Source organism: Fischerella major NIES-592, assembly GCF_001904645.1.
Classification (GTDB): domain Bacteria; phylum Cyanobacteriota; class Cyanobacteriia; order Cyanobacteriales; family Nostocaceae; genus Fischerella; species Fischerella thermalis.
On record NZ_MRCA01000015.1, the window covers coordinates 36,618 to 49,287 of the forward strand.

9 protein-coding genes are annotated in these 12,670 nt (G+C 40.5%); 5 read left to right on the forward strand and 4 right to left on the reverse strand.

What is annotated here, in order from left to right:
- Positions 1-534: 534 nt before the first annotated feature.
- Together NIES592_RS20245 and NIES592_RS20250 are read left to right on the forward strand one after the other, a co-directional pair.
- A complete protein-coding gene (locus tag NIES592_RS20245) occupies positions 535-2,958 on the forward strand; it encodes a sucrose synthase (RefSeq protein ID WP_073556720.1) in 2,424 nt (807 codons plus the stop codon).
- Positions 2,959-3,316: 358 nt separating this feature from the next.
- Positions 3,317-3,706, forward strand: a complete 390-nt coding sequence (locus NIES592_RS20250) for a response regulator (protein WP_256678185.1) — start codon at positions 3,317-3,319, stop codon at positions 3,704-3,706.
- 248 nt (positions 3,707-3,954) lie between these two features.
- On the opposite strand, the gene NIES592_RS20255 is transcribed toward NIES592_RS20250, so the two are convergent.
- The 4 genes from NIES592_RS20255 to NIES592_RS20270 form a co-directional block, all read right to left on the reverse strand.
- Positions 3,955-4,365: a DUF2294 domain-containing protein gene (locus NIES592_RS20255; RefSeq protein ID WP_062249905.1), complete on the reverse strand. Its 411-nt coding sequence runs from the start codon at positions 4,363-4,365 to the stop codon at positions 3,955-3,957.
- A gap of 794 nt (positions 4,366-5,159) precedes the next feature.
- Positions 5,160-5,795, reverse strand: a complete 636-nt coding sequence (gene upp / locus NIES592_RS20260; RefSeq protein ID WP_009459980.1) for a uracil phosphoribosyltransferase — start codon at positions 5,793-5,795, stop codon at positions 5,160-5,162.
- Between the two features lie 163 nt (positions 5,796-5,958).
- Positions 5,959-7,209: a URC4/urg3 family protein gene (locus tag NIES592_RS20265; RefSeq protein WP_256678186.1), complete on the reverse strand. Its 1,251-nt coding sequence runs from the start codon at positions 7,207-7,209 to the stop codon at positions 5,959-5,961.
- 105 nt (positions 7,210-7,314) lie between these two features.
- Positions 7,315-8,574 (reverse strand): GTP cyclohydrolase II, encoded by a 1,260-nt coding sequence (locus NIES592_RS20270; protein WP_073556753.1) that lies wholly within the window; start codon positions 8,572-8,574, stop codon positions 7,315-7,317.
- Between the two features lie 265 nt (positions 8,575-8,839).
- Between NIES592_RS20270 and NIES592_RS20275 the strand changes: the two genes are divergently transcribed.
- The 3 genes from NIES592_RS20275 (at position 8,840) to rtcA (ending at position 12,450) form a co-directional block, all read left to right on the forward strand.
- Positions 8,840-9,310: a tetratricopeptide repeat protein gene (locus NIES592_RS20275; RefSeq protein WP_062249912.1), complete on the forward strand. Its 471-nt coding sequence runs from the start codon at positions 8,840-8,842 to the stop codon at positions 9,308-9,310.
- A gap of 679 nt (positions 9,311-9,989) precedes the next feature.
- A complete protein-coding gene (locus tag NIES592_RS20280; RefSeq protein WP_073556723.1) occupies positions 9,990-11,339 on the forward strand; it encodes an FAD-binding oxidoreductase in 1,350 nt (449 codons plus the stop codon).
- A gap of 49 nt (positions 11,340-11,388) precedes the next feature.
- Entirely contained in the window at positions 11,389-12,450 is a 1,062-nt protein-coding gene (rtcA, locus tag NIES592_RS20285) for an RNA 3'-terminal phosphate cyclase (RefSeq protein ID WP_178379595.1), read from the forward strand.
- The last annotated feature ends 220 nt before the right edge of the window (positions 12,451-12,670 follow it).

Sequence of the window (12,670 nt, forward strand, 5' to 3'; positions counted from 1 at the left end):
AATTCATTATCAGCTTAAGTTAGCTGGTAAAATTCAAATAAAGTTTGTAGTAGAAGGCTAAAAAAACCTTAAAATCGTCTAAAAAGTAATTTTTTACTACAAACAATTTTTTCTATTTTTTTGAGTGCATTTAACATTCTTTTCTTACTTATTTATTTACAGTTAAAACCTGGGTGATTCGATGACAATTTTCTAAACAGGAAGTAAAAAATAACTTACTGTTGATATGACTTTCAGGCAGGGATTTAACTTGGGATATATAGCATTACTGCCAAAAGTCAAAGGAAAAGCTTAGCCTTTTTACCCATAAAAGGTTAGTTTTTGCTGTAAATAATGTTTATTTTGATGTGGCAGCTTAGCTGCGCACCACACCACACAATAGACGCTACCCATAGGCTAGAAAAAACAATTTTACTGTTAGTCAAGATTGGGGTTAAATCTGATGGAATGTATTCCATTATTAACCTCAAGTTTTGTTACCAAAATCGAAATTAACTCATTAAGTTCCAGACCAGGTGAAGAGGAGGTTCGTAAATGTTTGATTTAATCCAAGAGATTCTCAAAGGTGATGAGAAAAATAATTTAGAGCAGTTTGTAAATTTGTTGCGTCAGTTAGAAAAAAAGTATTTGCTACGCAATGAAATTTTAAATTCATTTCATGATTACTGCCAAAAACAGGAAAATTATGACCATCTTTACCACAGTTCTAATTTGAGTAAATTGGTTTATTTTACTCAAGAAATAATTTTGGATACCGAGAGTCTTTGTTTAGTTGTCCGTCCTCAAATTGCCACTCAACAGGCTTATCGGTTGTTAGAAGATTTCACGGTAGAGCCGATTAGCATTCAAGAGCTATTAAATTTGCGCGATCGCTTAGTTAACCGCTATCACCCCCAAGAGGGTGAAGTCCTGAAAATAGATTTTCAACCCTTTTATGACTATTCGCCTGTAATCCGCGATCCTAAAAATATTGGCAAAGGTGTAGCTTTTCTCAATCGCTACCTATCTAGCAAGCTGTTTGATGACGATCGTCAGTGGCAAGATGCTTTGTTTAATTTTCTGCGTCTGCACCGCTACAATGATGCTCAACTGCTGATTAATGAACGTATCCAAACACAACAGCAGTTATCTAACTGTGTGAAGCGGGCATTAATTTTACTAGGAAAGTATCCTGCTGATACAGCTTACAAAAATTTCTGCACTGAATTACAAAATCTTGGTTTTGAACCTGGTTGGGGAAACACCGCCCATCGAGTACAGGAAACTCTGGAAATGTTGGATCAGTTGATAGATTCACCAGATCATCAAGTACTAGAAGATTTTATTTCTCGCATACCGATGATTTTCCGTATTCTTTTGGTTTCTCCTCACGGTTGGTTTGGACAGGAAGGGGTACTAGGAAGACCAGATACAGGTGGACAGGTAGTTTATATTCTCGACCAAGTAAAAGGGCTAGAAAAACAAATCCAAGACAACATCAAACTATCAGGATTGGATGTACTTAACATTGAACCAAAAGTAATTGTCCTGACACGCTTGATCCCCAATAGTGAGGATACTACCTGTAATCAGAGGCTAGAGAAAATTTATGATACTGATAATGCTTGGATTTTGCGCGTACCTTTTCGAGAATATAATCCCCAACTGACGCAAAATTGGATTTCTCGATTTGAAATTTGGCCTTACTTAGAAACCTTTGCCATTGATGCTGAACAAGAGTTACTTGAACAGTTGCAAGGTAAACCTGATTTGATTGTTGGCAACTATTCTGACGGCAATTTGGTAGCATTTTTGCTAGCACGACGGATGAATGTTACCCAATGTATTATTGCCCACGCCCTAGAAAAATCTAAGTATCTCTTCAGTAATCTTTATTGGCAAGACCTAGAGGATAAGTACCACTTTTCTTTGCAATTCACAGCAGATTTAATTGCTATGAATGGGGCAAATTTCATTGTTAGCAGCACTTACCAAGAAATTGTTGGCACACAAGATAGTGTTGGTCAGTACGAGTCTTATCAATCTTTTACTATGCCGGATTTATACCATGTGCTGAGCGGCATTGAGTTATTTAGTCCCAAGTTTAATATTGTTCCCCCTGGTGTGAATGAAGATGTCTATTTTCCTTACTCTAGGATAGAGGAGCGAAATTTAAGCGATCGCTCACGTTTGGAAAACCTCTTGTTTACCCTCGAAGATGCAACCCAAGTTTTTGGTAAATTAGCAGATCCCAGCAAGCGCCCCCTATTTTCTATGGCGCGATTAGACAGGATTAAAAATCTCACTGGTTTAGCAGAATGCTTTGGTAAAAGCAAAGAACTACAAGAACGCTGCAATCTCATCCTCATCGCAGGTAAACTCAAGAGTGAAGATTCTACTGATCACGAAGAAATTAGCGAAATTGAGAAACTTTACCAAATCATCGACCAGTACAATTTGCACGGCAAAATTAGGTGGTTAGGCGTGCGTTTATCTAAGGATGACTCTGGTGAAGTTTATCGGGTGATAGGCGATCGTCAAGGAATTTTTGTCCAACCAGCCTTATTTGAAGCTTTTGGTTTAACAATTCTAGAAGCAATGATTAGTGGGCTACCTACCTTTGCGACTCGCTTTGGTGGCCCTTTGGAAATCATCCAAGATCAGATCAATGGATTCTACATTAACCCCACCGACCACACAGAAATGGCAGAGATCATTTTAAAATTCATTTCTAAGTGTGACCAAAACCCCAACTACTGGAACGAAATTTCCCAGCGCAGCCAAGAGCGTGTCTACAGCAACTATACTTGGAAAATCCATACCAATCGCCTACTATCTTTAGCAAAAATCTACAGCTTCTGGAACTACATCTCCAAGGAACAACGCGAGGAGTTACTACGTTACGCTGAGTCGTTGTTTCATCTAATTTACAAACCAAGAGCCAAGATGCTGTTAGAAAAGCATATGCACCGTAACTAATAGTCAATTGTCAGTGGTTGTACCAGACGTGCCATGGCACGTCTCTACATTAGTTATTTATTACTCCCTTTTCCCTAATTCCCGATTTCCAAGATAAAGATTTGTCAACAAGCTCTTGACTATACGTACATTTACTAGCAACATATCAGCTTGGTGTTGCCACTAGCTTGTGGTGTTCTATCCTGAATAGCAGCGCAGATACCCAACCTAGTCAGTCACGCACGAGTTCATCCGTTTCAGACCGCACATAGTAGCATAAGCCGCCTGGAGGAAACCTCGTACATCTGTTGAGAAAAATCACTCATTACCGAAGATTTTTCCCAAATACTGACTAGATGTGTGAGGATTTTTAATGTTTATGCATGGGAAGCCATTAATTTTGGTTGTAGAACCAAATCTACATGAATTAGAAATTCTCAATAGTTATCTTAAGAAACTAGAATTTTCATGCATGTGTGCCAAACAAGGGGTAAGAGCTTTAATCATGGCACAAACTCATAAACCAGATTTAATATTTTTAGATATGGTTCTGCCTGACTTGAGCAGTATCCAAGTGATCTATTATCTCAAGCGTAATCCAGAAACCAATCAAATACCAATTATTGGGCTAACATCTGGAAGCAGTGCAGAAGATTTCAATCCCCTTCTCCAGACGGGAGCTGTTGATTGCATTGCCAAACCCTTTAATTTCCATCAAATACAATTTTGTCTTCGTCGCCATCTTAGCCTATTACACTCTTTTAACTAGTATCTTGCACCTGCTTGTTAGCTCGCCAAGAAATAAATTTCAAGGGCTTTTAACCGAAGTAAGCTGAAGCTTAATAAATTGTTCTTTGAGTCAGTTTTAGCTGACTTTAGCTATTAGCCTTGGAATTTATTCCAATACGGACACGGAGTAAGGGTGAGTAAGGTGCAAGATTTAAGTTAACTAAATATGTGACTAATGGCTAATGGCAATGAATAAGCTGGCAAGCTCGTAATTTTTAAAATGCACTGCTATTCCAACCAGCGACATTTTTTTTTACGAGCTTTAGGAATAGCTTGAGGATTGCGAACCTCAGGTAAATTTTCGATAAAAACAATTATTCCCGTACGTCCAGTTGTTAAATTTGTATGGCTAATTAAGTCTAATACAGGTTTATCAATCACTTCCTCAATCAAATCTTGAATCTGCGGAACCATGATTCTGTCTATATCGATTCTTACTTGCTCAGCCAGAATATCAGAACCAGATTTCATTAAAATTTGCTCAACTTTAGTTACAGAATTTTCGAGGGTAATTGCTAATTCTCCGTGAAAAAAATGGCAATTAATTTTTGTAGGACGTAAACCAAGTTCAACATTATACAGAGAACGAATACGATTGGAAATTTCTCTCTCTAATTGTCCAATAGTAGGTGCAGACATATTAATTTCCTATATTAGAAAAGCCCAAACACCAAAATAAATATCAAAATCTTTGTCTAGATTTTGCGTAGATAATATTTATTTTGCTTCAGATTTATTTCACAAGTCTGGAGCAAAAGGACAGATAACTTGCCCTTGAAATATTTACTTTTATTAATCTCTTGCAAAAGTGATACCAGTTTGAAAAATGATTATGACAGATGGAAATCGTAAACGCTATTCAATAAATATTTCACAATCCAAAATCTGTCTTGAAAAGCTTTGAGCCTCGCGATCGCTTTCAGAGCTTACGCTAACGCTGGAAGTTGGCGCACCCTAACGGAAAGCCGCAAAGGGTCTACAAACTTTTCGCAAAATCCAAAATGGTATAAGTTTTGCGAGAGATTTTATAGTGTCAATAATTTTCCTGAAATTGTAATCAGGAAAACATTCGGAAGATTTTCATATTTAAATACATAAGAAGTATTAATAATTTTGGTAAATGTGAACACCCTGTGGTTTTACATTGCACAACATTTAATACCGTAGCATTTGTGATATATAGATTGCGATGGTATCCAAATATTCATCACAAGAACCATAAAATAAGCATATATGCAGTATTTTTGTATAAAAATAAATATATTAAATCAGCAATCTCCCGTGTATTTGGAAAGAGAGTGAATACATAATGATGTTGATAAATGCGTATTAACTTGTCGAAGTAGGTATTATAAGGCAGGAAGGATTAGTGCTGATTTTTTTCCTTCTGCCTTAGTAAAAATAGTAAACGGCAAAAATTGCTAGTTACTAGCTCACTTAGTTCCAAATAATCTATCCCCAGCATCTCCTAATCCGGGAATGATGTAGCCATGCTCATCCAACTTTTCATCTATAGCCGCAGTGTATATAGGTACATCAGGGTGTATCTGAGTGAAATGTTCGATTCCTTCTGGTGCAGCAAGTAAGCAAACAAACTTGATTGATTGCGGATTAGTTGATTTGAGTCTTTCTACGGCGGCGACAGCAGAATTACCAGTTGCCAGCATGGGATCGACTATCACCACATCTCGCTTGTTGATGTCGTGGGGAACTTTAAAATAATACTCGACAGGAATCAAAGTTTTGGGATCGCGGTATAAACCAATATGTCCCACTCGTGCTGATGGTATCAGCTCTAGCATTCCGTCCAAAATTCCCTGTCCAGCCCGTTGAATAGAAATAATTACTAGCTTTTTGTCTGAAGCCAGAACAGGGGCATTCATCGGTGCTAAGGGTGTTTGAATTAGTTCACATTTGAGCTGTAAGTCTCGCGTTACCTCATATGCCAACAACATACTAATTTCTTTGAGGAGAAAGCGAAACTTTGCCGTACTAGTTTCAGCCTTACGCATGAGCGTCAGTTTGTGCTGAATTAATGGATGCTTAATTAGTATTACTTGATTTCCCATGTTAGTGATCGGGGATTGGGGATTGGGGATTGGGGATCGGGGGCAATGGGGAACTCACCGGTTCCCTCTGGCGATTAGGGGCAGTGGGGGGAGTGTGAGGAGTGTGAGGAGTAAGAAGTAAATAAATAAAAACACCAACCACTAACCACCAACTACCAACTAGCTAAAATACTGTGCCATCACTTTCTATCTGTATGGGAGGGATACCACCTGTCCGGAGTTGGGCAGCTATTTTTCGCCCAGCTGTCCAGGTTCCTCCCTGCAAAATTTTCACTAATGGTAATTCTTCATTACTCATGCCTAACTTTTTTCGCACTGTAGCAGCGATTTGATCTAGAAGAATCACAGTCAAGGCGCGCCATTCAACGATAACTTCGGATGCTACTGACTGAGTCCGAGAAAAAATATCTGGATGTTTGGCCTTGAGCAATCCCAAGTCTAGACATAAGCCACCATTGCGATATTCTGGTAATCCAGTCAGGGCATCTAAGTTTATTATTTCTATACCCAATTCTTGGAGAGGTTCAAGCAGAGAATAACTCAGCCACTGAGATAGTTTGTGAAATGGAACCAAACCATCATCACTGACGACTGGATGAAACCAGACATCTCCCAGGTTTGATCCAGCAATTTCTAAGCGTCCGGGCCAAATGTCACTTAGTCCTTCTAAAACAGCACTTAACACAGTTGCAGCTGCTAGCTGATTATTTTTTTCTTTCTTCAAAAGATAATTTACCAGATTTCCAGGACGGGGATTTTGTTCTCCAAATATTTGGGGCGAAGCTAGCAGGAGGTGACCTAATTTTTGCAATAATTGCGATCGCCCTGCAATTCCCACTAACGGATTTTCTGTGGTTGCACCAAATCCATCGGCCAATTCTTTTTCTGTTAACTGCTGTAATTTTTGGGCATCTGCTTGTAAAGGGTGATGGGGATCGCTGGCAAAAAGCCCTTGACAAAACATATGGTAACTAGCTACCGCCAAGCCTTCAGAACGCTGAAAGCCCATTTGAGTTTCTTTTTCATAAAAATGCCAGCGATCGCCAGCACCAGCATCCAATAATACACTAATGATTGCTAAATCAAACTTAGCAGCAGCTTTCTGGATTGGCGTCATCTCGGCTAACTTCTGATCCAAAAGAGCCAAACGTGGTACGCCTCCAGCTTCAAAATGTCGCCAACGGCTATGAAACGGGATCTGTAAATCGGGATACTGCTGCCGCATGACTGCAATCACATAATCTGCCACTTGTCCCAATTGATCCAAATCGCAAGCAAAATGATGGGACTTGCCTGCAACAGCCATCGTAAATATTTGTTCACAACGCTCCCGAATCGCAATCGGCGATCGCAGATAAGCAACCACCTCAGTTTCGCTCCTTGGCGTTCTTTGCGCCTTGGCGGTTATTTCCATGTTCCTAACTTCCTCCAGCCGATACACCCCAAATTTTGGTATTGGGTAATAGGTAATTGGTAATAGTTTTCCCATTACCCATTAATCATGACCAATTACCATTGATTAATCCGTCAAAGAACGACCCTTAACCTCCGCTAAATCATCGACTTCCAACACCTTGCCTGTAGTGTAATAACCAGCAGCTTTTTTCGCTTCAATTTCGACACGGGCATCTTGGGGAACCAACTCTTCAGGAAGGGGTATGCGTTCCACAATTTCGATTCCAGCTGCGGTGATGGCGTTGTATTTCATGTTGCTCATTGACACCATGCGATCAATGCGGGTAACTCCCAACCAATGCAAAACATCTGGCATTAATTCTTGAAAGCGCATGTCCTGGACACCCGCGACACATTCGGTACGAGCAAAGTAGGCATCAGCACGATCGCCACCTTCTTGCCGTTTGCGGGCGTTGTAAACCAAGAATTTTGTTACTTCTCCCAAAGCACGTCCTTCTTTGCGGCAGTAAACTATGATCCCAACACCACCTTCCTGGGCGGTTTGCACACAAACTTCTATGCCATGTACCAGATAGGGGCGACAGGTGCAAATATCTGAGCCGAAGACATCAGAACCGTTGCATTCATCATGTACCCGTACTGCTAAAGGTTTATTGGGGTCGGTAATTGCTGCTACATTCCCAACAATATAAACTGTCACACCGCCAATTGGTGGTAAAAATACCTCTAAATCAGTCCGTGTGACTAGTTCCGGAAACATGCCTCCAGTTTGTTCAAATAAAGCACGTCGTAATTCACCCTCACTGATTTGAAAGCGTTTGGCTATTCCTGGTAAATACCAAACAGGTTCAATCGCAGCTTTGGTGACAACCAAATCGCCGCCTAGTTTCATGATCTTGCCATCGATTGCCAAACGCCCTTTTGCCACAGCTTCTGATAATTCGGGCATGTTGATGTGAGCCTTGGTGATGGCAATAGTAGGGCGAATGTCATACCCTTGCTCGTAGTAAGGCGCAAACACTTCACCCACAATTGCCCCAAAAGGATCGAGGGAAACAATTTTGTCAGGGTCAAACCAACTCAGATGCGGCCCGATATGCTCAACAGGGGAAGTATTGGTGAGATCTGCCCTGTGATCTGACTGTAATGCACCACTTGCCACTGCTAAGGCACGATAAACCGCATAACTGCCAGAATGAGTGCCAATCACATTACGGTGTGCTTGCTTTGTCAAAGTGGCAATCACCGGACCCCGTTCCATCGGATCGCTTGCTCCCCACTTGATAGGAATTGGTTTGGGACCAAAGCGACTAGGATGAGAAGTTAGAACTATATGCCTGGAAACGCTGTTTTGTTTTGGCATAGTCATTTATTTTGTCTTGGGATATTTCTTATTAGTCACCAGTTAACAGGCAAACGTCAATAGTTGATGACCACATGTTCTGTAAAATAGTTATCCATTGATACGGAATTAAAGACTAGATCGTATTACAGGCTACAACAAACAAAACATTTATTGCTTTAACTTGCAATTTATAAGGTGAATTTTAAAAGTCGATTAAGAAGTTAATTTTGAGAACATTTTGTGCGAAATTTGATCCAAGGATACTATCTCTCACGTCAAATTCATGGATTCTTTATTTGTCAATTCCTTACTTGAAGACTTGAAAAATTCTGATGAAACAGTTCGCGAACAGGCAACAAAAAAACTTTGGCGCATCTGGTATCAGCAAAAGGGAATTTATGGACTAGAAATGATTGAACGCAGTCAAAAGTTACTAGATTCGGGGCAAATTGCCAAAGCAGAAGCAGTCTTGACAGAGTTAATTAATGAACAACCAGACTTTGCTGAAGCTTGGAATCGTCGTGCTTTTCTTTACTACACTACTAGTCAGTATGAAAAATCTTTGGCTGATTGTCTAATGGCTATTCAGATTAACCCAGTTCATTTTGGCGCACTGCATGGTATGGGTTTAAGCTATGCAGCTTTAGGAGAGTACGCCAAAGCGATCGCAGCTTTTAATCGTGCCTTAGAAATTCAACCCTACTCTCTGGTAAATCAAAAATTAATTCTTGAATGTACATTTCGGTTAAGCTAAAACACAAAAGTAAAATAATATTTTGTATGAAATGCAACCCAAGACCAAGAAATAATATTTAATATCATGTCCGCTTAAACACTTGTGTTAGGTGTCGGTAATTGGTAATTGGTGAGACTACTTGCCGTCTTGGCTTATGCCGAGATGGCAAAGTAGCGAACCCGAAGGGTAATAGATTTGAAACAATCTTGCCAACCAATTGCCAACAACAAAACACGATCTCCTAAGCAATTAACTGGACTTGATATAAAGTCTTAATTGGTGCAAATAATATTTAGTATGGATTATTTGTTATTGATACCTGTGGGAACTTCACTTGTGTCAATAACAATCAGTAGCCATGAAAAAATGTTTAAAGCCAGTTTATCCATGGGGTGTGCCTTGTTCCCTTTGAAATTACTGTAAAAAAATTTTACTACCTTGATAAAAAGCTAATTAATTTAGATGGTAATATCTTATTTTCTTGTGCTGTAGTGTTTTAGATAATATATATTTATTTTAGCAAACACATAAATATACATAACATTCCTAAATCATTCGTAAACAACAAGATCCCCGACTTCTCAAACAAGTCGGGGATCTAGCTTTCCCAATTTTCGCTTTTGCAGATAGGATTGCTATATATAAAATTTATAAATAATTCTTTTGACTTTATGCCATTGGTATCCTTATTGCAACCATGACAACATATATAAAACCCTACGATATAGAAGCCCTAATTAATTCCCTACCAGGAATCGAAGTGATTACAGATTCCTCTCAAGTAGCAAAATTATCCCAGGATTATCATAGTTTTAGTCCGGTTCTTGCTTCCAAACTAGCGGGAAAAGTTGGAGATATAGTCTTACGACCAGCTAACGAACAAGAAGTATTAAAAATAGCAGCTACTTGTGTAAAATACCGAGTTCCTATAACTGTACGGGGTGCAGGAACAGGAAATTATGGGCAATGCGTACCGCTACACGGTGGCGTCATCCTTGATATGACGCGGATGCAGGAGATTTGCTGGATCAAACCAGGAGTAGCGCGGGTTGAAGCAGGGGTAAAATTAGCAGCACTGGATAAAAAAGCACGGGAAATTGGTTGGGAAATGCGGATGGTACCCTCTACCTACCGCACAGCCACGATTGCCGGTTTTGTGGCTGGTGGTAGTGGGGGAATTGGTTCCATCCAATATGGACTTTTAGGCGATCGCGGTAATCTTTTAGCACTGAAAGTCGTTACCTTAGAAGATGAACCGCGCTTTATTGAACTACGGGGTGACGATGTACAAAAAGTCAATCATGCCTGGGGTATTAACGGTATTATCACTGAAGTTGAAATCCCCCTTGGTCCGGCTTATCCTTGGGCAGAAGTAATTATTACCTTTGCAGAATTTATGGCAGCAGCCAGATTTGGGCAAGCCCTCGCTGATGCTGATGGCATGATTAAAAAAGAAATTGCTGTGTTTGCATCCCCTATCCCCCAATACTTTACGCCGTTGCGGCAATACATTCCTGATGGTACTCACGCCGCTTTATTATTAATTGCGGAACCGAGCTTAGAGTTATTGCCTGGATTAGTGCAGCAACATGGTGGCAAGATTACTTATCAAAAAGTACAAGAACCCGGAAAAGGTGTGAATTTATTAGAATTCACCTGGAATCACACCACTCTCCACGCCCGCAGCGTTGATAGTTCCATCACCTATTTGCAAAGTATCTTCCCCACCGACAAAAACCTGGAACTTGTGGAGTATATGTATCGTTACTATGGGGATGAAGTCATGATGCATTTGGAATTCATTCGTGTCAACGGTGCAGCAATTCCCGCCGCCTTACAACTTGTACGCTACACCACCGAAGAACGCCTGAACGAAATCATCCGCCATCACGAAGAACAAGGGATATTTATTGCCAATCCCCACACCTACATTATTGAAGATGGTGGCAGAAAAGTTATCGATCCAGAACAGTTGAAGTTTAAGAAAATGGTAGATCCCTATGGGTTGATGAATCCTGGTAAGAGTAGAGAAATTGGGAAAGTGTGAGGAGTAGTGAACAACTAACCACTAACAACTAACCACTAACCACCTGATCATGATTCACATAGATGGTTCTTACGGCGAAGGTGGGGGACAAGTTCTTCGCACCTCCCTAAGTTTAGCCGCTATTACAGGTAATCCAATTAGCATTTACAATATCCGCGCTGGACGCAAAAATCCGGGGTTAGCCGCGCAACATTTAACAGGAGTTCGTGCGACTGCGACAATTTGTGATGCGGAAGTACGGGGTGATACTTTGGGTTCGATGATGCTGGAATTTATTCCTGGTGGGGCGGTGAAAGCAGGAAATTACACCTTTGACGTCACTCAAGCGCGCCAAGGTGGTTCCGCAGGTGCTATCACTTTGGTTTTACAGACTATTTTGTTACCCCTGGCGTTAGCAACTGGTGATTCGCAAGTCACACTAAAAGGAGGTACGCACGTCCCCTTTAGTCCACCGATGACGTACATTGAGCAAGTGTATCTGCCCACACTCAAACAGATGGGTGTGGAAGTAGAGGTAAAGTTAAACTCTTGGGGTTGGTATCCCCAAGGCGGAGGTGTGGTGGAGTTACTGGTGAGTGGTGGTAGAAAACTTGCTGGGGTACATTTGGGAGAACGTGGTGATTTGCAGCAGGTACGGGGGTTAGCGATCGCCACAGAATTACCTTCTCACATTCCTCAGCGTATGGCTAGCCGTGCCGAAAATTTATTAACAGAAGCAGGATTTAAACATGCAATCAAGCCTGTAAGAGAAAAAGGCGTTGCACCTGGAACAGGTTTATTTTTGACTGCGGAGTATGAAAATAGTTTGGCTGGGTTTAGTGCTTTGGGGCGTTTGGGTTTACCAGCAGAAAAAGTTGCTCAGATGGCTTGTGAGGAACTACTGAAGTTTCATCAAACTGGTGCAGTTGTGGATGAACATCTTGCAGATCAATTATTGTTACCAGCTGCTTTGGCGTCGGAAAAAAGTGAGTATCATGTGGCAGAAGTTAGTACCCACTTGACAACGAATGCTTGGGTAATTGAGCAGTTTGGCTTAGCAAGGGTGACAGTGGATGAAGGCGAGAAGCTGGTGACAGTGAAGCCTTTGATATCATTTCCGTTTGAACACTGATATTATCCGTCCTTGTTGGTAATTGGTAATTAAGATACTGACGATTTTCCCACGCTCAATGCCCAATGCCCAAGCTTTATATCGTAAGCAATTAGTCGGACATGATATGAGTGAATAATTGAGATGGGTTGTACTTTTATTGTTTATCCCTAGTTCCAGATTAGGTGTTTTTGAAATTAACAGGACTACGCAAAAATAGCCAAAAAGCTTAATTTATCTA

What these genes read in the sequence shown, in the direction of transcription:
- NIES592_RS20245 (WP_073556720.1), top strand. Translation starts at nt 535, where the DNA reads ATGTTTGATTTAATCCAAGAGATTCTCAAAGGTGATGAGAAAAATAAT.
- NIES592_RS20250 (WP_256678185.1), top strand. Translation starts at nt 3,317, where the DNA reads ATGCATGGGAAGCCATTAATTTTGGTTGTAGAACCAAATCTACATGAA.
- NIES592_RS20255 (WP_062249905.1), bottom strand. Translation starts at nt 4,365, where the DNA reads ATGTCTGCACCTACTATTGGACAATTAGAGAGAGAAATTTCCAATCGT.
- upp (WP_009459980.1), bottom strand. Translation starts at nt 5,795, where the DNA reads ATGGGAAATCAAGTAATACTAATTAAGCATCCATTAATTCAGCACAAA.
- NIES592_RS20265 (WP_256678186.1), bottom strand. Translation starts at nt 7,209, where the DNA reads ATGGAAATAACCGCCAAGGCGCAAAGAACGCCAAGGAGCGAAACTGAG.
- NIES592_RS20270 (WP_073556753.1), bottom strand. Translation starts at nt 8,574, where the DNA reads ATGCCAAAACAAAACAGCGTTTCCAGGCATATAGTTCTAACTTCTCAT.
- NIES592_RS20275 (WP_062249912.1), top strand. Translation starts at nt 8,840, where the DNA reads ATGGATTCTTTATTTGTCAATTCCTTACTTGAAGACTTGAAAAATTCT.
- NIES592_RS20280 (WP_073556723.1), top strand. Translation starts at nt 9,990, where the DNA reads ATGACAACATATATAAAACCCTACGATATAGAAGCCCTAATTAATTCC.
- rtcA (WP_178379595.1), top strand. Translation starts at nt 11,389, where the DNA reads ATGATTCACATAGATGGTTCTTACGGCGAAGGTGGGGGACAAGTTCTT.